The following is a 22621-nucleotide window of genomic DNA, read 5'->3' as shown; positions in this document are numbered from 1 at the left end:
TGAGCAGGTTTTTATTCCGACAGCACGAAGGGTGCGGTGTACTTGTCCACATTGTCCTTGGTGATGAGCAGGCAATCGAACAGTTGCTTCTCGCTGGTGGCGCCGGTAGCGCCCGTCTTGATGAACGAGTCGGCCTGCTGCACGGCCTTGGCCGAGAAGATGGCCACCGGCTGAAGCACGGTGTACTGCAGTTCGCCGGACTTGATGGCCGCAACCGCATCCGGGGAGCCGTCAAAGCCGCCGACCTTGATGCCGGCGAGCTTGCCGGCTTCCTTCAGCGCCGCAACCGCGCCAAGCGCCATTTCGTCGTTGCCGCTGATCACCGCGATGATGTCGGGATTGGCCTGCAGCATGCTCTGCATCTTGTCGTGTCCCTGGGTACGATCCCAGTTGGCGACCTGCGAAGCGGCCTTTTCGAGATCCGGATACTGGCTCAGCACAGTCGCGTAGCCGTTCGAGCGCGTGGCGGCGTTGTTGTCCGACGGGGCGCCGAGCAGTTCGACATACTTGCCCTTTTCACCGACCGCCTGCACCCACTGCTGGGCGCCGAGAGCCGCACCCTGCGCGTTGTTGGAGACGAGCTGGCCCTTGGCGAGGCCTTCCTGGTTGATCTCGGCATTGACGAGGAAAACCGGGATGTTGGCGGCAATCGCCTTCTTCACCGCGCCGACCGAACCATCGGCATTGGCCGGGTCGAGGATGATCGCCACCGACTTGTTGGTGATGGCGGTGTCGATCAGATTGCTTTCGGTATTGGTGTCGCCCTTGTGGGCGGCGACGTTGGCTGTATAGCCAAGCTTTTCGGCTTCGGCCTTGGCGACGTTGCCTTCGGTCAGCCAGTAGGGGTTGGCCGGATCGTTGACGATGATCGAGATCAGGCCCGCGGCCGATGCGGCTGCGCTAAACCCGACCACCATCGCGGCGGCAAGCAAACTTCTAAGCACGATTTTCATGTACATTCCTCCAATGATTTTACGCGGTCTTGCTGCCAGTCAGCTGGCAGTCTTCCCTTGGGCAGGATTGGCCGGTTCGGCCTTCCCCCGTTTCTGAGAAGTCGGTTGGCCGCCCGTCGAAGCTGGAAGCTTGCTACGGCGGCGATACTGAACGGCATTGAGGAGCACGGCGAGCACGATGACGGCGCCGGTGAACACTGTCTGCCAGTAGGATGAGATGCCGATGATCACCAGACCATCGGACAGGAAGCCGATGACGAAGGCTCCGAGCAAGGTGCCGCGAATGTTGCCGCGCCCGCCGGTGAGTGCGGCGCCGCCGATGACCACGGCGGCGATGGCCGTCAGTTCGTAGGTGGTGCCGGCGGTCGGCCCGGCCGAGGTCAGCTGCGAGGACAGGATCAGGCCGGCAATGGCGGCGCAGATGCCCGACAGCACATAGACCGAAATCTGCACGGTCTTGACCGGAACGCCGGAGAGTTCGGCGGCGCGCTCATTGCCGCCCGAGGCGTAGAGCCAGCGTCCAAAGGCGGTGCGGTTCAGGACGATGCTGCCGATCAGCGCGATAACCGCCAGCACCACCACGCCGGTCGGCACGCCGAACAGGCGGTTGAAGCCGAGAGCATCGAAACCGGTGTTGCCCAACTCCGGCTTGCCGCCGAGATTGTTGTAGGTCAGGCCGCTGGTCATCAGCAGTGCCAGGCCGCGCGCCATGTACATGACGCCGAGCGTGGCGACGAAGGCCGGAACCTTGAACCGCGCGATCAGCACGCCGTTGATAAGCCCGACGGCCGCACCCAGCATGCAGGCCAGCACCGCGACCATCCAGACCGGCGGGTAGAGAACGACGCCCAGCCAGGTCAGCGTCACGCCCTGCATCAGAAACCCAGCGACGACGCCGGCAAGCCCGAGCGTCGAGCCGACCGACAGGTCGATGCCGCCATTGAGGATGACCAGCAGCATGCCGACGGCGAGAATCCCGAAGATGGCGACATGCGAGGCCATGGTCAGGAAATTCGCCACCGAGAGGTAGTAGGGCGACAGGATCGAGAAGACGACAATGATGACGATCAGGGCAAAGAAGGCCCGGCCTTCGAGCAGCAGCTTGGCCACGTCGAAGCCCTCGCCGCCCGCATTGGGGCTGGACTGTTTGCTGGCCTGGCTGACATCGCTCATGGGTCGGGGCTCCGAAATTCTATGGTCAGGCGACCACGGCTTCGCCGGAGGCGGCCATGATCTGCTCTTTGGTGGCGTTGGCGCCGAATTCGGCTGAAATCTTGCCGCGCCGCATCACGACGATGCGATGGGCGATGCTGAGGCACTCATTGACCTCCGAGGTCGAGAAGACGACCGCCAGGCCTTGCGCGGCACGCTCGCTGAGCAAGCGAAAGACTTCGGCCTTGGCGCCGACATCGATGCCGCGGCTCGGCTCGTCGAGAAGGATGACCTTGGGATCTGTCGTCAGCATCTTGCCGATGACGACCTTCTGCTGGTTGCCGCCCGACAGCGATCCGATCATGGCGTTGCCGCCCGCGGTCTTGATGGTCACCTTGCGGATCGAATCGTCGATCAGTGCGCGTTCCCTCGGCCGGGAGAGGAACAGGCCTTTCGCGAACGCCTCGATGCTGGCAAGCGACAGATTGCGGCCGACGGTCATGGTCTGAACCAGGCCGTCGCGCTGGCGATCCTCGGGGACCAGAACCAGACCTCGGGCGATGCGCTGGGCAATGGTCAGCCCCGAAACGTCCTCACCCTCCAGCAGCGCCCGCCCGCCCGCCATGGGCACACGGCCGGCGACGGCCTCCAGCAATTCCGTGCGGCCCGCGCCCATCAGCCCATAGATGCAGACGATCTCGCCCGCTTTGACATCCAGCGACAGATGATCGACGACGTAGCCTGAACCCGAAGCGTCGGTGACGCTGACATCCTCGATCGACAGCGCCACCGCGCCGAACTCGTGGCCGGTCGGCGGCGAGCCGAGATCGAAATTCTCGCCCACCATGTTGCGGACGATCCATTCGAGGTCGATGTCCTTGGCCTCGGCCGTCGCCGTGATCGCCCCGTCACGCAGCACGACGGCGTAGTCGGTGATCTGCAGCGCCTCTTCGAGGTGATGCGAGATGTAGACGATGGAGACGCCGCGGCTGGTCAGGTCGCGGATCACCTTGAACAGCACTTCGACCTCCGTGGCGCTCAGCGCGGAGGTCGGCTCGTCCATGATCAGGATGCGGGAATCGACCGACAGCGCGCGTGCGATCTCGACGATCTGCTGCTGCCCCAGGCGCAGGTCCTCGACCAGGGTCATCGGATCGATGTCTTCTTCGAGGTCGGCCATCAGCGCCCGCGCCTGGCGCGACTCCTCGGCGAAGTCGAGGCCGGTTCTGGTGCGCAGTTCGCGGCCCATGAAGATGTTGTCGCGAACGCTGAGGTTCGGCGCCAGGCTGAGCTCCTGGTGGATGATCGAAATGCCGCGATCGCGCGCGTCTGAAGACGAGGCAAAGCTGACGAGATTGCCGTCGAGTACGATGTCGCCGGATGTCGGCGTCACCACGCCGGACAGGATCTTCATCAGCGTCGATTTGCCGGCGCCATTCTCTCCGAACAGGGTGGTGACCTTGCCGCGATGGATGTCGAAATTGACGCCCTTGAGCGCGTGGACGCCGCCATACGACATGACGACATTGCGCGCCGAAAGCACGGCATCGCCAGTCGCGGGTTCTGTGCCGGCAGCCATTGTCATTTGACGTCCAGCCTCACCGGTGTGACCAGCCAGCTCTTCGGATTGACCAGCTTGAAGACGCCGACCACCGCTATTGTCTTGCCGGTCAAGGCGCTGGTGTCGACTTTCGCCAGCACCTCCTTCTTCATCTCGTTGTTCAGCGCCGAGCCGGCGTCCTGATACTCGATCTGGTTGGTGAACTGACCAAAGGTGATCTTGCCGGTGGCGTCGCGAAGCTCGGTGCCGTTGATCGCCGGCCCAGTCTGTACGCGGACGGTCAACGTGTCCGGCAAACCGTCGACGGCGACCTTGTAGATGCCCGATTTTCCCTCGCCGACGACGCCGGTGAACTTGACCGAGATGACCGGTCCGACTCCCGCCGGCACGCCATATTCCTTTTCGGCCGTCGCCCTGTCCTTGGCGATCGCCGTCGCCACCGTCGCGGCGTCGGCGGCACGCGCTTCGACATCGGCTTGCACCTTGGGGAATTCAGATTTGCCGTAGTCGGCCGCCGAAAACACGGCGTTGCGGACATCGCCGGCAGAGCCGATCTTGATCACCTTGGTGTCGAGCGCCATGGCGCCGAGCAGAACCACAACCGCGGCGCCGGCAAGCACCCGGCGCAAGCGGGGCGAAGCTTGCCGGGCGGTGGCAGCCTTCGCGCTCATGATGCAACCACCAGCGATTTTCCGTTGTCACGCATTCGAAGTTCCTCCGTTCACGCGGCGCTTCGCGGTCCCGGCTGCATCGTCGAGCTCGACCAGCGCGCGGGCCGTGCATTCGTCGGTGATCAGGCCGCTGAGATAACGGCTTTCGAGTACTGCCTTGATGGCGCGCACCTTCACCTTGCCGCCGGCGACGGCAACGATCCTGCGGCCCTTCAACTGATCCCGCGGAAGCGCCAGTATTCTTTCCGACAGCGCCGTTTCGACCGGACCACCCTTGTCGTCGAAGAAATGCGCCAGCAATTCACCAACGCCGCCGTCCCGCTTGACCTCATCGATTTCGGAAGGCTCGATCATGCCGGTGGCGACCAGCGACGCCTCCCGCTCGGCCGTGCCTATTCCGACGAACATCAGGTCGGACCGGCTGGCGAGAGCGAACACATCGCTGATGCCGCGTTGGCCAAGCAGCACTTCACGGTCCTCGGCGGTATTGGCGACAAAAGGCACCGGCATCACAAAGGCCTGCGCGCCTGTCCGCTCTGCCAGGCGATGCATGACGTCGTGCGGGTTGGCGGCGAATTTGCGCGTCACGCCGCCAAGCAGCGAGACGAAACGGATGTGAGCAGCAGTTGCGCGCGTCAGATATTCGACGCTGGCGGCAAGCGTGCGGCCATGGCCGACGCCGATCAGCATGTCTTCGCCGCGATCGATTTCGCGCTTCAGGAACTGGGCGCCTGCAATGCCCAGCCCCTTCAGCGGCAGTTCGTCCTGATCGAGATCGGGAACCACCTCGCAATAGTGGAGCCCAAAGGCGGCGATCAGGCGCTGTTCCAGGTCGACGCATTCGGCGACGTCGCCGTCGATGAAGACCCTGACCAGACCTTCCTGGTTGGCCTTGGTGATCAGCCTATGCGCCTTGAGGCTGGTCAGGCCAAGCCGCTTGGCCACCTGGGCCTGGGTCAGACCACCGGCATAGTGCAGCCAGGCCGCGCGCGTGGCGAGGCTGGATTCATGGTCGCGGTTTGCGCTTCCGCCGGAATTCAAGCCATCCCCTCCCCAGGGTGATAATATTATCTTTGTGTGCAAAAATTTTCATACCTTTGCACCGCTGTCAATCCCTCCGCAGATGGTTGCCTCAGCCGACGTTCCGCAGCCAACGCGAGCCTATTAGAAGGTAAGCATATAATATGACCATACGGTAGTGTTAATTTAACGTCAATTTGTGTTACCGTATCCAGTGACAGCATGAGCCCGTAGGCGCCGGCAAATCCCAATCCGGGTGCAAAATGGGAAGGTGATGCACACGGCGCAACAAGGGCAAATCGATCGGATTGCCTCAGGAAAAGCTAGGCGTCGGCGATCAAGCGATCAGTCCAGCCGCATCAGGTTCCTGCCCTCGAGCTCGACAACAGCGGATTCGACCTCCCGCGTGAGGCGCTCGGTGCTCCACCCCAACGCCCGCCCCGCGATCGCGGCAATCTCCTGCAGGTCGCGGCTCGTCAGCGAGCCGCCTATCGCCAACGTGCTGCGGCGCATAACGACATCGGCCAGATGTTCGACGAATTCGTTGCGCACGATGTAGTCGATTTCCGCCTTGCCGTAGCCGTCCGAGTCCGGCAGACGACGACCCTCATCATCCGACCCGTGCCTGGCGATCTCAACGGCTCTGGTCCCGTAGCGCGACAGCAATTGGTCAAGGCGCCTTTCCCCGGCGCCTGTTGCCTGCTGTGCCTTAGCCAGCCAGTCCGCGCGCGCGGCGGCATTGGCCGGAAAATTCCTCCCGCCGCCGATCGGCATGGCTCGCGTCGTCACCTTGCGGCTGCGCTGCAGGCGCTTGAGTACCGTGTCAGCGACTTCCTCGGCAAAGCCGCGGAACGTCGTCCATTTGCCGCCGACCAGCGAAATGACTGCAAAGGGCCTGTTGCCGTCCGGCTCGGCGACCGGCGCTGAATGATCGCGGCTGATCAGCCCTGGTGTCGACGCCTCGGACGTCGGCAGCGGCCGGATGCCGCTATAGGCGTAGACGATCTGGTCGCGCTCGAACGCCATGCCCGGCAGCAGCGTTCGCACGCTGTCGAGCAGATAGTCGACTTCTTCGGGTTCGCAGCGGACCGCGTCCGGATTGTCGGCCTTGATGTCGGTCGAGCCGACCAGCGCCAGGCCGAGATAGTCGTAGACCAGGCAGATGCGGCCGTCATCGGCCTCGAAATAGAGCATGCGCCCGGCGAGGCTTTTGACCAGTTCGTCATGCCTTAACAGGATATGCGAGCCCTTGGTGCCGCCGATCATCTTCGATGGAGCACCAAGCAGCGCGTTGACGTCGTCGATCCACGGACCGGCGGCGTTCACCACCAGCTTCGGCCGCACCGAAAAGGCCGCGCCGTTTTCCGGCTGGAATGTGAGCACGCCATTGGCTGAAGCCGCCAGTGTCGTGTAGTTGGCACCGGCAGACGCCGCGTGAGCCTGCAAGCCGTCGAGGATCAGTTCCAGCACCAGCCTTTCCGGGTGACTTATCTTGGCGTCGTAGTAGGTGCCGGTGGCGACGATCGCCGGATTGAGCGCCGGCATCTCAACAAGCGCCTGCCGCCGCCCGACCATGCGGTGGCGCGGCATGACCTGGTTTCGTGAACCGTAGAAATCGTAGATCATCAAGCCGATCTTGATCAGTATGGCGCCGCGGCTGCGCGGCGCGCTGGTCGAGCCGAACAGCGTTCGCAACGCCGCGAGCATGCCCTTGCTCCACGAGAAGATCGGGATGACGGTCGGCAGCGGGCTGACATAGTGCGGCGCGTTTTGAAGAAGCAGATTGCGTTCGAGCGTCGACTGCGCCACCAGCCCGAACTCGCCGGTCTCGAGATATTTCAAGCCGCCGTGGATGAGCCTCGACGGCGCGGCACTGGTGCCCGAGCCGAAATCCGCCTTTTCGACGATCAGGCAGCTGACACCTTGCGCGCACAGATCGCGAAACAGCCCAGCCCCGTTGATGCCGGCGCCAAGAATGACGACGTCGACTTCGCCGGTCCCGGCCATCGCGGCGAGACGCCCGGCGGGATTGTCCGCCCCGGCTCCATCTGCTGGGTTCATGGCGCCTTCGTCTTGACGATGCGCAACTTCACCCCCGCCCGTTCGAGGCTCTGCGCCTGCGCATCGCCCAGGCCCTCGGTCACCAGCACGGCGTCGAAACTGGTCAGATCGTCGAAGACATGCAGCGCGATCCGGTCGAATTTTGCGTGGTCGACCAAAAGGATGCGCTTCACGGAGGCGGTCATCATCGCCTGCTTGACCCGCACGACATTCGGATCCTGGATGAAAGCCGTGGTTCCGGTGACGGCCGAAGCCGAACAGATCAGCACATTGGCGCGCAACTGCGCCACGGCGTTCTCGCAGACGATGCCGATATAGGCATTGTAGGTGCCGTGATACTGGCCGCCGAGGCAGATGAAATCGATATCGTCCACATTGATCAATTGGCCCGCCGTCGAGACGCTGTTGGAAATGACGGTCAGCGGCTTGACGTCGAGCAGCAGCGTCGCGACCGCGTTTGCCGTCGATGAATCGTCCAGCATCACCACCTGGCCGGCCTCGATATAATCCAGTGCCGCCCGCGCCAGTGCATCCTTCTCGGCTCGATTGACGGTCACCCGGTAGCGGAAAGCGCTCTCGTAGAGGCCGGAAGGCTGGACCGTCACCGCACCGTGCAGCTTGCGCAGCACGCCCTGCTGCGCCAGCCGGTCGATATGCCGGTGGATGGTCATGCGCGACACGCCGAAATGCTCGACCAGATCATCGATGCGCACCTGGCCGAGCTTGATCACATAATCGGCGATCTCTTCGCGTCGTTCGTCGGCCTTGATCATGCGTTTACCCCCGCCAGCCTTTCGATATCAGGCCAATGCGACTTCAGCTGCTCGGCTATGCGGCAGTAGAGCGAAAACCGCTCATTGAACACAGCACTGGAGGCGGGCACGGTTTGGTACGTCCGCTCCGTCATGCCGACCTGCCTGGCGCCCTCTTGCGGCGTCTTGAACAAGCCGACCGCAGCACCTGCGCAAAGCGCGGCACCGAGGGCCGCGGTCTCATCCGTCGAGGTGACGGTGACCGGGGCGTTCAGCACGTTGGCAAACATCTGGACGAAAGCAGGATTGCGCGAACCGCCGCCGGTCAGGCGGATCTCGCTGACGGCAAAGCCGTCGCGCAAAGCCTCGACATGGGTGCGGTGATTGAAGGCGATGCCTTCCAGAACCGCCTTCAGCATGTCGCCGCGATTGTGCCAGCCATGCAGGCCGACAAAGCTGCCGCTGGCCAAATCGCCATAGGGAGAGCCGAACAGATAGGGATGAAACAGGATGGTCGAAGGCTTCTTCAACGCCGCGTCGATCTCTCCCGCCAGCAATTCGTGGAGCGAGCCGCCATCCGCGTTTGTCCTGTCTTGCTCCAAGCGACAGAAAGTGTCGAGAAACCAGTCGTAGTTCGCGGTCGAGGCCGGCGAGATCGACATGTTGTTCCAACGCCCCGCATCGATGGCGTTGCGGCAGAACCAACGTCGGTCGACGCGCGGTTGCGAAGAGACGACTTCGTTGATGGAATACGTGCCGGCGACGATGGCGAGCACGCCGTCTTCATGGCCGCCCATGCCAAGCGCCGAGGCGGCCACGTCGTGCAGGCCGCAGGCGACCGGTGTTCCCCTGCGAAGGCCGGTCCTTTCGGCGGCATCGGCTGTGACTTGACCGGCGATGTCAGCGGAATGCGCCACCGGCGGCAGCGCGTTGAACAGATCCTCCAACCCGAAGATGCGCAGCGCTTCAGGCGCATAGGCTTGCGTGCGAAAATCCGTGAATGAAGTGCTGGCCTCCGTGCGGTCGGTCCCGATCGTGCCGGTCAGGCAAAAGCGCAGCCAGTCCTTGCAGGCCAGCACATGGCCGATGCGGCCATAGCGATCAGGATCGTTCTGCTTAAGCCACGCCAGCAGCGCCGACGGCGCCGAAACATGCGGCGTCTGGCCTGTCGTCGCCAGTGCATCGGTGAAAACGGTACCGGCGGACCACCTTTCGACAATGTCGCCGGCGCGGCTGTCGAGCGACAGGATGCCTGGTCCCAAAGGCTGACGATCATGATCGAGCAGATAGAGACCATCGCCATGCGCGGTCGCCGCCACCGCCTTGATGTCTTCCGCCGGCCTGCCGGAGAGCGCGATCGCCTCCTTGATGGCGTCGGCTGTTGCTTGCCACAGGCCTGACATGTCGCGCTCCACCCAGCGCGCGTGGGGCATCGATTGCGGCACCCGGCGACGGGCCACGGACAATTGCGTGCCGTCGGCATCGAAGATGACCGCCTTGGTGACCGTGAGGCCGTTATCGATTCCGAGCAGGCTGGGCATGATCACCGCCTCTTTCAGCAACTGGCGATTGCTACAGGGCGATCCTGCAGTCTGATGCAAGGGCGAAACACATGGCGACAACCCCGATTGAGCAAGGGGGACAAACGGCAAAAGCACCTCGCCGCAACAAAGAACTCATACCTTTATGTGAATTTAACGTCAACATACGCGACAAAAAGGCTTCGGCGCCAGGGAGCCACGGATGGATCTCGCGGTTGCCAGGCGACGCGTAATCAGCTGCTAAGGCCGTCACGGATGGCGCTGAAATAGCGGTCGGTTCCAACCTGCCCGCCCTTGAGTGCCACCTCCAGCCCATCGATCGCCTTGACGCGCGAGTGAGCGACGCAAAGCGGCGAGCCCGGCGACGCCGGCAACGGCATCCGCACGGTCAGCGCATCGACACCCATCTGGCCGAGCGCGTGGCTCGACGTATCGCCGCCGGCAACGACCACGCGCTGCAACTTCTGCTCGATGGTCAGCGCGCGAAGCAGTTCGCCGAGGCCCCGCCCGAGCTTGTGGCGGGCGCCTTCCTGGCGGTCGATGTCGCCCCCCCTATCGGCCGCGGGTCCAAGGGCCGTGTAGAGAACGACGCTGCGTCCGCCTTCCAGGCTGGCGCGACCGGCTGCTGCTGCGCGTGCGATCGCATCTCCGGAAGCTTCGGAGACCAGTTCGACGGGATCGACCTCGATGCCGTCGAAGCCGTCAGTCAAAGCGTGACGGATCTGTCGTTCGGTCGTCGACGAACAACTGCCCGAGACGACCGCGATCCGGTCGGCGGCACCCGGCGGCGAAAATTCTGGTTCAGCTCTGACTGTCCCGTTCGACACCCATTCGGCCAGCAGCGCATATTCGATCCCCGACGAGCCGACGACGAACGAACCGCCCGGCTTGCGGGCGCGCCATATCTCCTTGCCGGCAAGCGCCTGCGTCTCGAGGCTGTCGACATCGACAAGTACGATGTCGGTGCCCTTTGCGAGCAAGCGGTCGAAGGCTTCCGAGCGCGACGCCGACTGCAACGTCGCGAGATCGACCAGCCCCGACGTGAGCTCCGTCTGCCGCGACAGATGGATCAGCAGGTCGGATTCATCCATCGGCGTCGTCGGGTGGCGGCTCATCACCGGATGGCGGTCGATGCGGAAATACTTTTCACGATAGGCCGCGAATAGATGACCGAAGGCAGTGTAACGCTTGAGTTGCGGCGCCCCGACCAGCAGCGGCACGCTGTCCTGCGCGAAGACCGAGCGGCCGATCTCGATCGCCCGGCCGATGCTGCCGATCGCCGGGCTGGAATCGAAGGTCGAGCAGACCTTGTAGTGACAGATCGCGGCATTCAGCGTCTTCAGCCAAGCGAAGGCATCGCTCAGATGCGTGTCCATCCATTGCGGCGTCTCGCTGCGGCTGGTGCCGGCCAGGCCAATGGCGCGGCAATGGCTGAACTGCTCAACCATGGCCGCGTCCGGCTGGCGCATGAACAGCACGGTCGGGACGCCGCCGAGTTCGAGCGCTTCCATGACGTCGGTCGAGCCGGTGAGGTCGTCGCCATAATAGCTGAGAAGCAGGTCTTGCATTGCTTCAGGCCGCTTTGCCGTCGCCGAATTTTTCGATCGACCGCGCCAGCTCCGGATGGCTCAAGGCGAAATCCGCCAGCGGAATGCCGTCGACCGCCGCCTGCCAGGCTTGCTGCACGGCACGCACCCCGGCGCCCGGTCCATCCGGATGGCTGACGATGCCGCCGCCGCACAGATAGAGCAGATCGACCGTGCGGCCGGTCCGTTCATAGGTCTCGGGCGCTTGCCCGCCCCATTGGCCGGAGCCCGCCACAGGCAAGGCGCAATCCTCAGGCGCAAAAATCGGCGTCGTCACCGCCTTGAAGGACTCGACGAAAGACGCGTCCGGCTCCCAGTATTTCGATTGGATGCCGTTGATCTGGAACTGGTCGACGCCGAGCAGCCGCCAGAACTGTTGCCAGACCTTGAAGTCCATGCCGAGGCCGGGATGGCGGGTAAGAATGTCCCAGCCGTTGCGATGGGCATGCAGCACCAGGCTGGAGCGTTTTCTAAGAAACGCCATGCCACCGAAGCCTATCGAATTGATGTTGACCACCGCGCAATTGCCGCCCGCCTTGGCCACCAGATCGTGGTTGCGCATCATCTCGTCCGGGTCGGCATGCGAGATGCCGAAGGCATACATCACCTTCTTGCCGGTCCTCTGCTCGTGGTCGAGGATCAGCGGCATGATTGCCTTCACCCGCTCCGCCAGCGGCGAATAGGCCGGGCTCATCAGCTTCTCGTCGTCCTTGATGAAATCGACGCCGGCGGCGATCAGCTCCCCCACCATTGCGGCGGTCTCGTGTGGCCGAAGCCCCAGCGCCGGCTTGACGATGGTGCCGATAATCGGTCGGTCCGCAACACCTGTCAGCCTGCGGCTGCCGGCGACGCCGAACTGCGGACCCGGATGGGCGCCACTGAATTCCCCCGGCAATTTCATGTCGACGACGCGAATGCCGGACAGGCCCTTGATCGAATAGGCGCCGCCGATGGCAATCGTCATCAGCGCCGACAGGTCGGTCCCGATGGCATCGAATGGAAAGGCGATGTCGACATCCGCGCGCTTGAACGGCCCGTCACCGGCCTCGGGAAGCGATGGCCTGTCAGCCTCAGGCAAATGCCGAATGGTCAGGACACGCGCGGCCACCCGGGCTTTCAGTTCCTCGGTCTCACCGGGCAGCGCGACGAAAGTTCCAGTCGACTGGTCGCTGGCGATCTTGGTCGCCAGCGCCTCGATGCTACCTGACGTTTCGATGCGGTAGGTGAGCGTGATCATGGTTCGTTGTCTGAGGCCGCGGAGGTTCGAAATTAGTTCCTTGATCGTCAGAATCTGGTATAATGAGTACATAAGCTTTGCAAGCAATATCCTGTCTTGCGGCTATGGCCGATCGGGGCGACAGCCATTCCGGGAACAGCTGCGGCAGTGCTAGATAGACACAGGTCAAGGGAGTGATTCGCGACGATGAACCGTTCGGAGCCGATCGTCCGGCGCAAACTTTCCGACGAAGTTTTTTTGCGGCTGAAGCGCCTGATCACCAGCGGAGAATTGACGCCGGGCGACGACATGCCGTCGGAGCGCGAGTTGATGGAGCGCTTCGAGGTCGGCCGTCCCGCGATCCGCGAGGCGATGCAGGCGCTGAGCAATATGGGCCTCGTCGCGATCTCGCATGGGGAACGCGCCAAGGTGCTGCAGCTGACCGCCAAGTCGATCATCAAGCAGGTCGACGGCGCAGCCAAGATCATCCTGTCGTCGTCGAAGGACACGCTGGAGCACCTGAAAACGGCGCGCATCTTCTTCGAGCGCGGCATGGTCAGGGAAGCCGCCGAAAATGCCACTGCCGAGGACGTTGAGCAGCTGCGGGCCACAATTGCCGAACAGCGTGGCTTTCGCGGCGATTCCGAGGCTTTCATTTCAGCCGACATGAAGTTTCACACCCAGATCGCGGCCATTTCAGGCAACCCGATCTATATCGCCGTCAGCGAGGCGATGCTCGGTTGGCTGAAGGAATATCACACCGAAATGCTGATCTGGACCGGCAAGGAACAGTTCACGCTGACCGAGCATGAAGAGATCATCGGCCGCATCGAGAAGAAGGATGCCGACGGCGCCGAGAAGGCGATGATCAAGCACCTCGAGCGCTCGCGCGCGCTTTATGTGATGAACTCCGGCAACTGATTCAGCCGATCCGCGTGATCGCGTAAGGGGTCATCACCAGTTGGCCTCGGCCAAACGCTGAGATGTCGACCGTCACGTCGTTCGCCGTCAGGTTCGCCAGCCACGCCACGGTCTTGCCCGAAGCGGAGCGGCCGGCCAGCGCCAGCACCTTCGTCTGATCGCTCGTCCTTGCCGCCACATGCGCAAGGCCGGCCAGTTCGCAAAGCCCCTTGATGGCACCGAAGATCGGCCGAGGCGATCCTTCCGCGACGGGTTCGCCGGATGCTGCGAGCACGCCGAACGGTCCGGCGAAGCCGGAGAGCGTGAGCAGTTCCAGCCCGGCCGACGCGACACGCGCGGCATAGCCGATCGCCCATGCGGCTGCGAAGAGGCCGGCATGGCGAGGGTCGCGATCGGCCATGGCGATGCGCTGTCCCTCGGGATTGGGTTTGGTCGCGCCCCCGTAGGGGTTCTGGCGCATGGCGATCGTCGACGGACCGATGCGGTAAGGCTTTGCCCCGAAGATTGCCCGCGCCGACGCGGTGATGAAGGGCAGCGCCTCCAGCGACTGCATGACGCTGAGATCGTCGGCGGCGTGCACGATCGGGCACGTGCAGTGAGTGATGAAATCGAGCAGGCCCGCCGGCACGCGCTTGCGGTTGAGCTCGGTGAAATAGCTGAACATGCCGCCGCCAAGCTTGATACCCGGAAAGGCGCGACGGGCAGCGGCATAGACGTCTTCCAGCGGCGGACAGTCCGGCCACGCGCTGCCCGGCGGCGTCGACTGCCGGTCGACCGAAGGCGAGACGGCAATGGCCGAGAGTTTTAGTCCGGCCTGCCGCACCAGGTTCGCGACGGCTGAAAGTTCAGCGTCGAGATCGCCCGCGCAGGCAACGACGCATTCGAGTGTGGTGCCGACTGGATAGGCAGCAGTGAGCCTTGCATAAGACCGCAATGCTTCGAGACCGTGGCCGCGCGTCGGATCGTAGTGGAAGACAAGTTGCTGCGGGCCGAGCTCAGTCAATGTCGAAAGGTTTGCGAGCGCTGCTTCGACCTCATCCGGGTAGATGATCACGCCGAGATCCGGCAACCTCTGCCCGGCCTCACCGAGCTCGACACGGACCGGTTCGGCGCTTGCTGCGCCAGCCGGCATCTTCCCCTCGCCGGTGATGCGCAGGCTGACCGTCTGGCTTACAGTTTGGCCGGCCGGCAGCACATAGGGCCATGGCAGCGCCAGCGGCCGCACATAGGTCTTGTATGACGCGTCCGACCAGTTACGCTGGTCCTCCATCTCCAAAGTGTCGCCCTCCATCCGGCATTCGGCAGTGATGCCCGGCCGGACCTCATGGGTGATCGCGCGCAAATCCTTGAAAGGCTGCCAGGGATCGATCAGCAGTGGCAGTTTCGTCGCCACCACGCTGCCGTCGGTATGCTCGACCGTGACCGGGCTGCCGGCGAGGCCGGCGATCGGATGCAGGACGCAAAAACCGCAGCGATTGGTCTCGAAATCGCTTTCAGGGACCGCGCTGACGTCGAACACTAGGTGACCGTTGGCGGAGCCCTTGATCGTAGCGCGAAAGTCGAGCCGGCTTCCGCCCGGCGCTAAGCAAGTTGCGGAGTAGCTGACGGAGAAGCTGTCGGCGTCCTGATCGACGGCAAGGTCCGTCAGCGCCGGTTCATAGGTGCCCCAGTCGCGGTCGCGCACGATGTAGGCGATGGCGCGCAACACTTCGATGCCACCGTAACGGATGGTGCGCAGGTTGCCGTTGACAAAGTCGGCGCTGAGCAGACCGGCATTCAGCCTGACCGGCTCCGCCTCGACGGCATGCGTACCGTAGAGGAGGAAGGCGTCGGCTGTCATGTCAGCAAGCCATCCAGGTGGACAGGTTCGTGGCTCGCGGCGCCCAGATAGGCCGCCTCGACCAGCGCGAATGTCTTGAGGTTGTCGGCGCCCGAGGTCGCCGGCTCGGTTCCCTTTGCCAGGCAGTCGACCCAGTGCTGCTGGATGGCGACGACGCTCTCCTGGATGTTGTGCCATGGGCGCGATGCCCAGGCGAGTACGGGCGGCGAAACGTCGGTGATCTTCGTGCCGCTCCTGCCGGTGACGGTGAGCCGATATCCCTGCGCCAAGCGGATCGTGCCGTCGCTGCCGTCGATCTCGATCAGCGTTTCGGGAAACGGTTCGGTGGCGAGCTTCGTCGCGTAGCTACAGTCGACCACTGACGTCGCCCCGCTCTTGTGGTCCATCAGCATCGTCGCGACATCTTCGCCCGCGATGCCGGGGTTGATGCGCGCGGTTCGCGTCGTGATCGTCGACACGTCGCCCAGTAGAAAACGGGCGATGTCGAGACTGTGGATACCGAGGTCCTCGATGATGAAGCGCTTTCCCTTGGCGAGATAGGGCTGGCCGGAAAACACGTCATAGGCAGAGCGGAAGGAGATGCGCCCGAAGAACGGCGTGCCGATCTCGCCGCTGTCGAGCACGGCACGCACCGCCTGGATCGCCGACTGCCAGCGAAAATTCTCATGCACCATCAGCGGTACGCCGGCTTCCACGCAGGCCCTCACCATCGCCTTGGCGTCGGCAAGCGTCGGCGCGAACGGCTTTTGGCAAATCACCGGCACACGGTGCAGCGCCGCCATCTCGACCAGCGGACGATGGCTGGGAACGGTGGTGGCGATATCGACGAAGTCGAGGCTTTCGCTTGCAAACATCTCTGCCGCGTCGGTGTAGCGCTTCGCAATGCCGAACTGGTCGCCGATGATGCGCAGCCGCTCCGGGTCGCGGTCGCAAATGGCGACCATCGCGGCGCCTTCAATGTCGCGCCAGGCATGCATCTGGTTGATGGCAAAGAAGCCGCAGCCGATGAGCCCTCCCCGCAACTCCGCCATGCTCAGCCTGCCTTTGCCATCTGCATCAGCGTCACCCGGCTCTGCAGCCGGCGCTGCGCTTGGTCGACGACGACGGCGACGATGATGACAAGGCCCTTGATCACCATCTGCCAGAAGGAACTCACGCCCATCATCACCAACCCGTCCGAAAGAATGCCGATGACGAAGGCGCCGACAATGGTGCCGCCGATCGTGCCGCGCCCACCCGACATCGAGGTGCCGCCGAGCACCGCCGCCGCAATGGCGTTGAGCTCGAAACTTTCGCCTGTTGCCGGGTGCGAGGCCATCAGTTCGGACGAGATGATCAGGCCGACGATCGCCGCGCAGAAGCCGGAGAACATGTAGACGAACATTTTCACCATGTTGACACGAACGCCCGAAATTCGCGACGCCCGTTCATTGCCGCCGACGGCGAAGATGTGGCGGCCGAGCGGGGTGTATTTGGCGAGGTAGGCCGCCGCCAGCGCAACGACGATCAGTATCCAGATCGCCACCGGCAGGCCGAGCAGCCGCCCGGCGCCGAGGAAACCAAACCCGGTGGTGCCAAGCTCCGGCTTGCCGACGAGGTTGGGGAAGGTGCGGCCGTCCGACGACAGCAACGCCAGGCCGCGCGCGACATAGAGCACGCCGAGCGTGGCGATGAACGGCGCGACGTTCAGCCTGGTGATCAGCAGTCCGTTGACGGCGCCGATCAATATGCCGACCGCCAGCGTGATCAGCGCGATCTCGACGACGTTGAAATAGACGGTGTAGCCGAATTGCAGGTCGATGCCGTTGAGCACGAGGTAGCCGGCGACCATGCCGCACAGGCCGACGATCGAGCCGACTGAGAGATCGATGCCGCCGGTGATGATGACGAAGGTCATGCCCATGGCGAGGAAGGCGTTCAGCGCCACATGTTTCGACATCAGGATCAGATTGGCTGTCGACAGGAAATTCGGCGCCGCGATCGAGAAGAAGATCAAGACGGCGATCAGCGCGATGAAGGTCCTCGCCTTCATCAGCGTCAGCAGCAGCGAGCCGCTCGAAACGGAGGAGACAGCCGCCTTGGCCGGGATGTCAGTCATGGGTTCTCCGTGTGCGGGGCCGGTCCGTGGCCAAGTGCCGAGGCGGCGACAAGGGCTGCCTCCGTCGCCTCGGCGCGATCGAACATGCCCGTCAGTTTTCCATTGCTCATCACCGCGATGCGATCGGACAGCGCCATCACCTCATCGAGATCCGAGGTGGCGAACAGAATGCCGAGCCCGTCTCGCGACAGTTTGCGCATGGTGCGGAAGACGTCGGCCTTGGCGCCGACATCGATGCCACGGCTCGGCTCGTCCATCAGCAGCACCTTCGGCCCGGTGAGCAGCGCCTTTCCGATCACCACCTTTTGCTGGTTGCCGCCCGACAGCGATGAGACCTCCTGCGCCGGGTCGGCGACCTTGATCGCCAGTTCCCGCACCATCTGCGTCACCGCCTGCTTCTCTTGGCCGCCGCGAATGTGAAACAGGCGGACAAAACGCGACAGGCTGGCCAGTGTCAGATTGCTCGCGACGGACAGGATCGAGACTAGCCCTTCGCGTTGGCGGTCTTCGGGGATCAGCGCCAGCCCGCGCCGGATACGCCGCGTCGTGTCGCGCTCCTTGACCTTTTTGCCGGCGATGAAGATCGCGCCGGTCGCCTGGCCATGGCGGCCCATGATGCAGTCGAACAGCTCGCTCCGCCCGGCGCCCATCAGGCCGTATATGCCGAGGATCTCGCCGGCGCGCAGCGACAGCGAGACGTGATCGACCGCCAGCCCGCCGGTCGCGCGCGGCAGGCAGATGTCCTCGGCGCGGAATATCTCTTCGCCAGGAACATGGCCGTCGGCCTTGGCGAAATCCTTGGCGTCGGAGCCGATCATCTGCCGCACGATCCACCGGGTGTCGACGTTCTTCATCTCCTCCTGGCCGGTGATGTGCCCATCGCGCAGCACGGTGATGTAGTCGCCGATGCGGATCAGTTCTTCCAGCCGGTGCGAGATGTAGACGATCGCCACGCCGCGCGCCTTGAGGTCGGCGATCACCTTGAACAGGATCTCGACTTCCGCCGCACTGAGCGCCGAGGTCGGCTCGTCCATGATCAGGATGCGCGCATCGAGCGAAACCGCCTTGGCGATCTCGACCAGCTGCTGCTGGCCGATGCGCAGATCCTCGACCAGCATGTCCGGTCGGATCCCGGCCTGCAGGCGTTCGAGAAATTGGGCCGCACGGCGCTCCTGCTCCTTGCGGTCGATCTTGCGAAACCGGTTGGTGATCTCGCGCGTGGCGAAGATGTTCTCGGCGACGGTCATATTGCCAAACAGGTTCAGCTCTTGGAACACCATGCCGATGCCGCGGTTCACCGCGTCGCCCGATGACGAGAAGGAGACCTCCTCCCCTTCCAGGAGGATCCGGCCGAGCGTCGGCTGTTCGACGCCGGCGATGATCTTCATCAGCGTCGATTTGCCGGCGCCGTTTTCGCCGACCAGCACATTGACGGCGCCCTTGCGCACCTCGAAATTCGCGCGCTTGACCGCGACGGTGCCGGAATAGACCTTCGAGACGTCTTCCAGCTTCAAGACGACATCGTGAGCAACCGCAGCGCTCATGGCTTCGGCCCGATTTCTGCCTCCGCCGGCGTCACCAGCGGCAGGTCCTGGCCGTTTTCGAGCGTATAGGCGCCGAGGACCTTGGCGGTCCGGCCTTCCAGCGCGTCACGCGGCAGTTTGGCAAGCACGGCCTTGACGGCATAGGCGTTGAACGCCTTGCCGAACTGGGCGAAGTCGATCTGGTTGGTAAAATCGTTGAACTGGATGAAATCGAGACTGTCGCGCAGCGCGGTTCCGCGCATCGCCGGTCCGATCTGTACCCGCGCATCGGCCTTGCCGTCGCCGTCGACATCGACATCCATGGTCGCTGCCCGCGACTGCGTGTTGGCGGCGATGATCTTGCCCTCGACGCGAACCGCGAAGGTCCATGGCGAATTCGCCTGCTTCTTCGGATTGCCATATTTGGCGCCAGCGGAAGCAGGATCGGTTTTCGCCAGAGCGTGGACCTCGGCAAACGGCCCGGCCTTCTGCTGGAGGTAAGGCACGACCTTCGCCGCCCAGATCTCCTCGACCATCTTGTCCGGATTGAAGACGGCGGCATTGCCGCTGCCCCCCGAAGGGGTCGGGAGGATCTTGCAGGCGGTCAAGCTGATGCCGAGTATCACGGCAAGGATCGGCCAGGTCGGCTTGTTGTTCAGCATGATGGCTTGTTGAGCATGTGATCAATACCCACGGAAAATGCCGACGAGGGACGACCCTTGGGTCGCCCCTCGCTGTTCATGTCACGCCGGCTCAGTTGGTCAGCGCAAACGTTTCCAACTTGGCAGCATTGTCACCATTGACCAGGACGCAGTCCATCAGCTGCTTTTCCTTGGCCGGCGACTTCTTGTTCTTGATGAAGTCGTTGGCCTGCTCGACCGCCATCTGCGCCTGCGCATAGGCCGGCTGCAGCACGGTCGCCTTGATGCCGCCCGCGGTGATGGAGTCGCGCACGTCGTTGGATCCGTCGAAGCCGACGACGATGACGTCCTTGCGGTTTGCCGCGACCAGCGCCGCATACGCGCCCATCGCCATCGTGTCGTTGCCGGAGATGACGCCCTTGATATCCGGGTTGGCCTGCAGGATCGATTCCATCTTGGAATAGGCTTCCGTCTGGCTCCAGTTTGCCGATTGCTGGGCGACCATCTTCAGATCCGGATAATCGTCGATGACGTCATGATAGCCCTTCGAGCGAATGCCGGCATTGGTATCGGATTCCTTGCCGACCAGCTCGACGAAATTGCCCTTCTCGCCCATCAGCTTGACGAACTCCTGCGCGCCGAGCTGGGCGCCCTGGTAGTTGTTGGAGACGATCTGAGCCACGGCGACGCCGGTGGCGTTGATCTCGCGATCGATCAGGAACGACGGCACGCCCGCGTCCTTGGCCTTCTGCACGGCAGCGACGGTGGCGTCGGCGCCGGCATTGTCGAGGATGATCGCCTTGGCGCCGCGACCGATCGCGGTGTCGATCAATTCGGACTGCTTGTTGGCATCGTCGTCATGGACGAGCACCAGCGCTTCGTAGCCGAGTTCCTTGGCCTTGGCTTCGGCGCCGACGGCTTCCGCCTTGAAGAACGGGTTGTCGTGCGAGGGCGTGATGATGGCAATGAGGTCGGCCGCATAGGCGGGCGCCGCCGTGCCAAGCGCCAGCATGCCGGCAAAAGCCGCAAGTGTCATTCTGCGTGTGAGTTTCATGATGTCCTCCCGTTTGAAAAATTGCCTTGATCAATCAAGGCCTCTGCACTCGAATTCGTCGCGCAACGCGGGCCGCCGATCCGTTCAGGCTGAATGCCGGTGCCGGCTTCCCAAACGATCGCTGCTCCCCCGCCGTCCCTCCACTCGCCCAATCTTCGTACTTCTCGCGAATCCTTGCCCAAGCCATCAACAGCTAAGCCAACTGGTATGATGAGTCAATCACTAATTGAGGTGACATGTGCCCACTGAGCGAAAGCATCTGGGCATGGCGGGTGTGTCGAGCCATGGAGGCGCTCCGGCAAGCGCCCGACTCGCTCTGTCTCAAGTAATGCGCCGAATGCTGGCGGCGATCTCTTCGGGCTCGAACACCCGCTTCCAGTCGTCGCGCATCAGCACCGGCTTGCCGAATTCGATCGCCTTGTTGCAGGCATCCGAGAATACGCCCTTGGTCTCGCCGAAAATCACGGCGCCGAGCACGTTCATGTGGCCGAGCAGGAAATCGAGCGCCGCCTGTTGGTCGACGCCTCGCGCGACGACCTCGTCGACGGCTTCCTTCATGACGACAAGCAGTGACGCGCACACCGTCTCCGAGAGACCGGGCTCCAGCAGCGCCATCTGTTCGACGGTGACACGGTGCGAGCGCATGACCGGCGCCCAGATGATTTTTGCGACCGCCTCGCCCTTGGCGTAGTCCGCTTCCGGCCCCTGCATCAGCGCGCTGACCATATGCTGCTTGGCCTTGACGCCGCCAAAATAATCCTTCTTGGCCGCCATGTCGGTCTCGTCGTTGAAGATCGGCGGATGACAGGGATGGGTGACGAAATAGGTCAGGTCCGGCCGGTTGGGCAGATGGCCGGCGAAGGGTGCGGCCGCGTCGAGCACTATCACCATCGTGCCAGGCGCGAGCTTGCTCTCGATATCAGCCGCCACCTTGCCGATATGCGTATCGGGAACGGCCAGGATGACGATATCCGCCCCGTCCAGCGCCGCATCGGCACTGACCGCGTCAAAGCCCAGTCCGGTCTTCAGCCGCTCGCGGCCGGCCTCGCTCACCTCGACATGGCGTACCGTGTAGAGCGATCCGCGAAAATTGGTCGACAGGCGGTAACCCATTTTGCCGCCGGCACCGAGCAGCGCAATCGTCGTCATGTAATCCCTACTCCCGATTCAAACGACGGCCGCGCCGATCGTCACGTTATTAACTGGTATGATCACCTTACCACAAATTGAGGAGTTGAACAGGGCTTTGATGAGCGGCTATGCAGTCGCCGTTTGGCTTCCGTCCGCACGATTTCCGCGGTGGCGGCCGATAATTCAACCAAGCCAGTGCGCCGTTGCCTTTCCAGACAATCGATGCCCGCGCTAGAAGCCTCTAGGTCCATTTTCTCGGGGGCTCGGTTGCGAAGTGACGGTGGGGGCGTCACCAGCAAGGCGAAGCGCGTCCGCGCGGTCCGGTCGCGTTTTCGGGCCGTGAGTTCTCGCGGCGATTTGGCGAAGGGGCTATAGAGAATTCGCGCTTCGCCGGGGTTCCGGCGAGCCAAATCACTGCTAGTCGATCATGCCGACAACTATTTACCGGTAGCTTCCCGGGTCCTTGGCTTTCTCCGCCCGACAGCTGTCAGTGCGTTGCGCCGCCGTGCGGTAAGCGCCTTCATAAAACCTGATGGCTCTCTTGAATTCGGGGGGATTGGGTATCAGGTGTTTATCTTGCACATCGTACAAGATGTATATCGCCGTTATTTTGGATTTTCCGTCTGGAGTCAGCTGCAGCGCCGGGCATCGCGTCGTAACGGCGATGACGTTAGCTGACCATGTTACGACCAATTTCAACTGGGCGTCGGACAGCCCGGCCAGATAGTTGATGTTTTTTTGATAGGCAGGGTCGATGTGTTGTCGATTATCTTTTGCAGACGCAGCGGAGGACAGGACACCTACCACGCCGAGTATAATCAATATGCATTTCAAAAGCTGCCTCCCCCAATGTTACGGCCATCTCGACCACGGCATTGTCCGTCCCCACAAAGCAGGTTG

Annotated in this window: 19 protein-coding genes; 1 reads left to right on the top strand and 18 read right to left on the bottom strand. The window is 63.1% G+C overall.

The window, feature by feature from the left end; all coding sequences use genetic code 11:
• Positions 1–11: 11 nt before the first annotated feature.
• The 10 genes from NL532_RS15520 to oiaX form a co-directional block, all read right to left on the bottom strand.
• A complete protein-coding gene (locus tag NL532_RS15520) occupies positions 12–953 on the bottom strand; it encodes a D-ribose ABC transporter substrate-binding protein (RefSeq protein ID WP_081726801.1) in 942 nt (313 codons plus the stop codon).
• A gap of 39 nt (positions 954–992) precedes the next feature.
• Positions 993–2126 (bottom strand): ABC transporter permease, encoded by a 1134-nt coding sequence (locus NL532_RS15515; RefSeq protein WP_023672598.1) that lies wholly within the window; start codon positions 2124–2126, stop codon positions 993–995.
• A 25-nt stretch (positions 2127–2151) separates the two neighbouring features.
• Entirely contained in the window at positions 2152–3690 is a 1539-nt protein-coding gene (locus NL532_RS15510; RefSeq protein ID WP_023829898.1) for a sugar ABC transporter ATP-binding protein, read from the bottom strand.
• A complete protein-coding gene (locus NL532_RS15505; protein WP_023714401.1) occupies positions 3687–4337 on the bottom strand; it encodes a DUF2291 family protein in 651 nt (216 codons plus the stop codon). Before NL532_RS15505 ends, NL532_RS15510 begins: the two co-directional genes overlap by 4 nt.
• Positions 4338–4364: 27 nt before the next feature.
• A complete protein-coding gene (locus NL532_RS15500; protein ID WP_023701690.1) occupies positions 4365–5378 on the bottom strand; it encodes a sugar-binding transcriptional regulator in 1014 nt (337 codons plus the stop codon).
• A 324-nt stretch (positions 5379–5702) separates the two neighbouring features.
• A complete protein-coding gene (locus tag NL532_RS15495) occupies positions 5703–7418 on the bottom strand; it encodes a glycerol-3-phosphate dehydrogenase/oxidase (protein WP_023753379.1) in 1716 nt (571 codons plus the stop codon).
• Positions 7415–8191 (bottom strand): DeoR/GlpR family DNA-binding transcription regulator, encoded by a 777-nt coding sequence (locus tag NL532_RS15490; protein WP_031194761.1) that lies wholly within the window; start codon positions 8189–8191, stop codon positions 7415–7417. Before NL532_RS15490 ends, NL532_RS15495 begins: the two co-directional genes overlap by 4 nt.
• Positions 8188–9711, bottom strand: a complete 1524-nt coding sequence (locus NL532_RS15485; protein ID WP_023829897.1) for an FGGY-family carbohydrate kinase — start codon at positions 9709–9711, stop codon at positions 8188–8190. Before NL532_RS15485 ends, NL532_RS15490 begins: the two co-directional genes overlap by 4 nt.
• 233 nt (positions 9712–9944) lie before the next feature.
• Positions 9945–11279 (bottom strand): four-carbon acid sugar kinase family protein, encoded by a 1335-nt coding sequence (locus NL532_RS15480; RefSeq protein ID WP_023829896.1) that lies wholly within the window; start codon positions 11277–11279, stop codon positions 9945–9947.
• Between the two features lie 4 nt (positions 11280–11283).
• Complete coding sequence (oiaX, locus tag NL532_RS15475) at positions 11284–12534, bottom strand: 3-oxo-isoapionate-4-phosphate decarboxylase OiaX (RefSeq protein WP_023701694.1); 1251 nt, start codon at positions 12532–12534, stop codon at positions 11284–11286.
• 186 nt (positions 12535–12720) lie between these two features.
• Between oiaX and NL532_RS15470 the strand changes: the two genes are divergently transcribed.
• Positions 12721–13434: a transcriptional regulator NanR gene (locus tag NL532_RS15470; protein WP_023672607.1), complete on the top strand. Its 714-nt coding sequence runs from the start codon at positions 12721–12723 to the stop codon at positions 13432–13434.
• Position 13435: 1 nt separating this feature from the next.
• On the opposite strand, the gene apnL is transcribed toward NL532_RS15470, so the two are convergent.
• The 8 genes from apnL to NL532_RS15430 all read right to left on the bottom strand — a co-directional run bounded on the left by apnL (position 13436) and on the right by NL532_RS15430 (position 22543).
• Positions 13436–15274 (bottom strand): D-apionate lactonase, encoded by a 1839-nt coding sequence (apnL, locus tag NL532_RS15465; RefSeq protein WP_023829895.1) that lies wholly within the window; start codon positions 15272–15274, stop codon positions 13436–13438.
• Positions 15271–16305, bottom strand: coding sequence for a Gfo/Idh/MocA family protein (locus NL532_RS15460; protein WP_023681700.1), 1035 nt, complete (start codon positions 16303–16305; stop codon positions 15271–15273). The genes apnL and NL532_RS15460 overlap by 4 nt, the downstream gene beginning before the upstream one ends.
• A gap of 2 nt (positions 16306–16307) precedes the next feature.
• Positions 16308–17372 carry an ABC transporter permease gene (locus NL532_RS15455; protein ID WP_023688190.1) on the bottom strand — a complete coding sequence of 355 codons (1065 nt, stop codon included), beginning with the start codon at positions 17370–17372 and terminating at the stop codon, positions 16308–16310.
• Complete coding sequence (locus NL532_RS15450; RefSeq protein ID WP_023672611.1) at positions 17369–18916, bottom strand: sugar ABC transporter ATP-binding protein; 1548 nt, start codon at positions 18914–18916, stop codon at positions 17369–17371. The genes NL532_RS15455 and NL532_RS15450 overlap by 4 nt, the downstream gene beginning before the upstream one ends.
• Complete coding sequence (locus tag NL532_RS15445; protein WP_023823036.1) at positions 18913–19557, bottom strand: DUF2291 family protein; 645 nt, start codon at positions 19555–19557, stop codon at positions 18913–18915. Before NL532_RS15445 ends, NL532_RS15450 begins: the two co-directional genes overlap by 4 nt.
• A 91-nt stretch (positions 19558–19648) precedes the next feature.
• Positions 19649–20590 carry a D-ribose ABC transporter substrate-binding protein gene (locus tag NL532_RS15440; protein WP_023691074.1) on the bottom strand — a complete coding sequence of 314 codons (942 nt, stop codon included), beginning with the start codon at positions 20588–20590 and terminating at the stop codon, positions 19649–19651.
• A 321-nt stretch (positions 20591–20911) separates the two neighbouring features.
• Complete coding sequence (locus NL532_RS15435) at positions 20912–21739, bottom strand: phosphogluconate dehydrogenase C-terminal domain-containing protein (RefSeq protein ID WP_023706030.1); 828 nt, start codon at positions 21737–21739, stop codon at positions 20912–20914.
• A 423-nt stretch (positions 21740–22162) separates the two neighbouring features.
• Positions 22163–22543 (bottom strand): hypothetical protein, encoded by a 381-nt coding sequence (locus NL532_RS15430; protein ID WP_023697645.1) that lies wholly within the window; start codon positions 22541–22543, stop codon positions 22163–22165.
• Between the last annotated feature and the right edge of the window lie 78 nt (positions 22544–22621).

This window comes from Mesorhizobium sp. C120A (genome assembly GCF_030323105.1).
Lineage (GTDB): Bacteria > Pseudomonadota > Alphaproteobacteria > Rhizobiales > Rhizobiaceae > Mesorhizobium.
The sequence above is the reverse complement of the archived record's forward strand: the minus strand, read 5'-3'. Positions and strand labels throughout refer to the sequence as shown.

Excerpts from the sequence above, each read along its gene's own strand:
- NL532_RS15520 (WP_081726801.1), bottom strand. The coding sequence starts at position 953 with ATGAAAATCGTGCTTAGAAGTTTGCTTGCCGCCGCGATGGTGGTCGGG.
- NL532_RS15515 (WP_023672598.1), bottom strand. The coding sequence starts at position 2,126 with ATGAGCGATGTCAGCCAGGCCAGCAAACAGTCCAGCCCCAATGCGGGC.
- NL532_RS15510 (WP_023829898.1), bottom strand. The coding sequence starts at position 3,690 with ATGACAATGGCTGCCGGCACAGAACCCGCGACTGGCGATGCCGTGCTT.
- NL532_RS15505 (WP_023714401.1), bottom strand. The coding sequence starts at position 4,337 with ATGAGCGCGAAGGCTGCCACCGCCCGGCAAGCTTCGCCCCGCTTGCGC.
- NL532_RS15495 (WP_023753379.1), bottom strand. The coding sequence starts at position 7,418 with ATGAACCCAGCAGATGGAGCCGGGGCGGACAATCCCGCCGGGCGTCTC.
- NL532_RS15490 (WP_031194761.1), bottom strand. The coding sequence starts at position 8,191 with ATGATCAAGGCCGACGAACGACGCGAAGAGATCGCCGATTATGTGATC.
- NL532_RS15485 (WP_023829897.1), bottom strand. The coding sequence starts at position 9,711 with ATGCCCAGCCTGCTCGGAATCGATAACGGCCTCACGGTCACCAAGGCG.
- NL532_RS15480 (WP_023829896.1), bottom strand. The coding sequence starts at position 11,279 with ATGCAAGACCTGCTTCTCAGCTATTATGGCGACGACCTCACCGGCTCG.
- oiaX (WP_023701694.1), bottom strand. The coding sequence starts at position 12,534 with ATGATCACGCTCACCTACCGCATCGAAACGTCAGGTAGCATCGAGGCG.
- NL532_RS15470 (WP_023672607.1), top strand. The coding sequence starts at position 12,721 with ATGAACCGTTCGGAGCCGATCGTCCGGCGCAAACTTTCCGACGAAGTT.
- apnL (WP_023829895.1), bottom strand. The coding sequence starts at position 15,274 with ATGACAGCCGACGCCTTCCTCCTCTACGGTACGCATGCCGTCGAGGCG.
- NL532_RS15460 (WP_023681700.1), bottom strand. The coding sequence starts at position 16,305 with ATGGCGGAGTTGCGGGGAGGGCTCATCGGCTGCGGCTTCTTTGCCATC.
- NL532_RS15455 (WP_023688190.1), bottom strand. The coding sequence starts at position 17,372 with ATGACTGACATCCCGGCCAAGGCGGCTGTCTCCTCCGTTTCGAGCGGC.
- NL532_RS15450 (WP_023672611.1), bottom strand. The coding sequence starts at position 18,916 with ATGAGCGCTGCGGTTGCTCACGATGTCGTCTTGAAGCTGGAAGACGTC.
- NL532_RS15445 (WP_023823036.1), bottom strand. The coding sequence starts at position 19,557 with ATGCTGAACAACAAGCCGACCTGGCCGATCCTTGCCGTGATACTCGGC.
- NL532_RS15440 (WP_023691074.1), bottom strand. The coding sequence starts at position 20,590 with ATGAAACTCACACGCAGAATGACACTTGCGGCTTTTGCCGGCATGCTG.
- NL532_RS15435 (WP_023706030.1), bottom strand. The coding sequence starts at position 21,739 with ATGACGACGATTGCGCTGCTCGGTGCCGGCGGCAAAATGGGTTACCGC.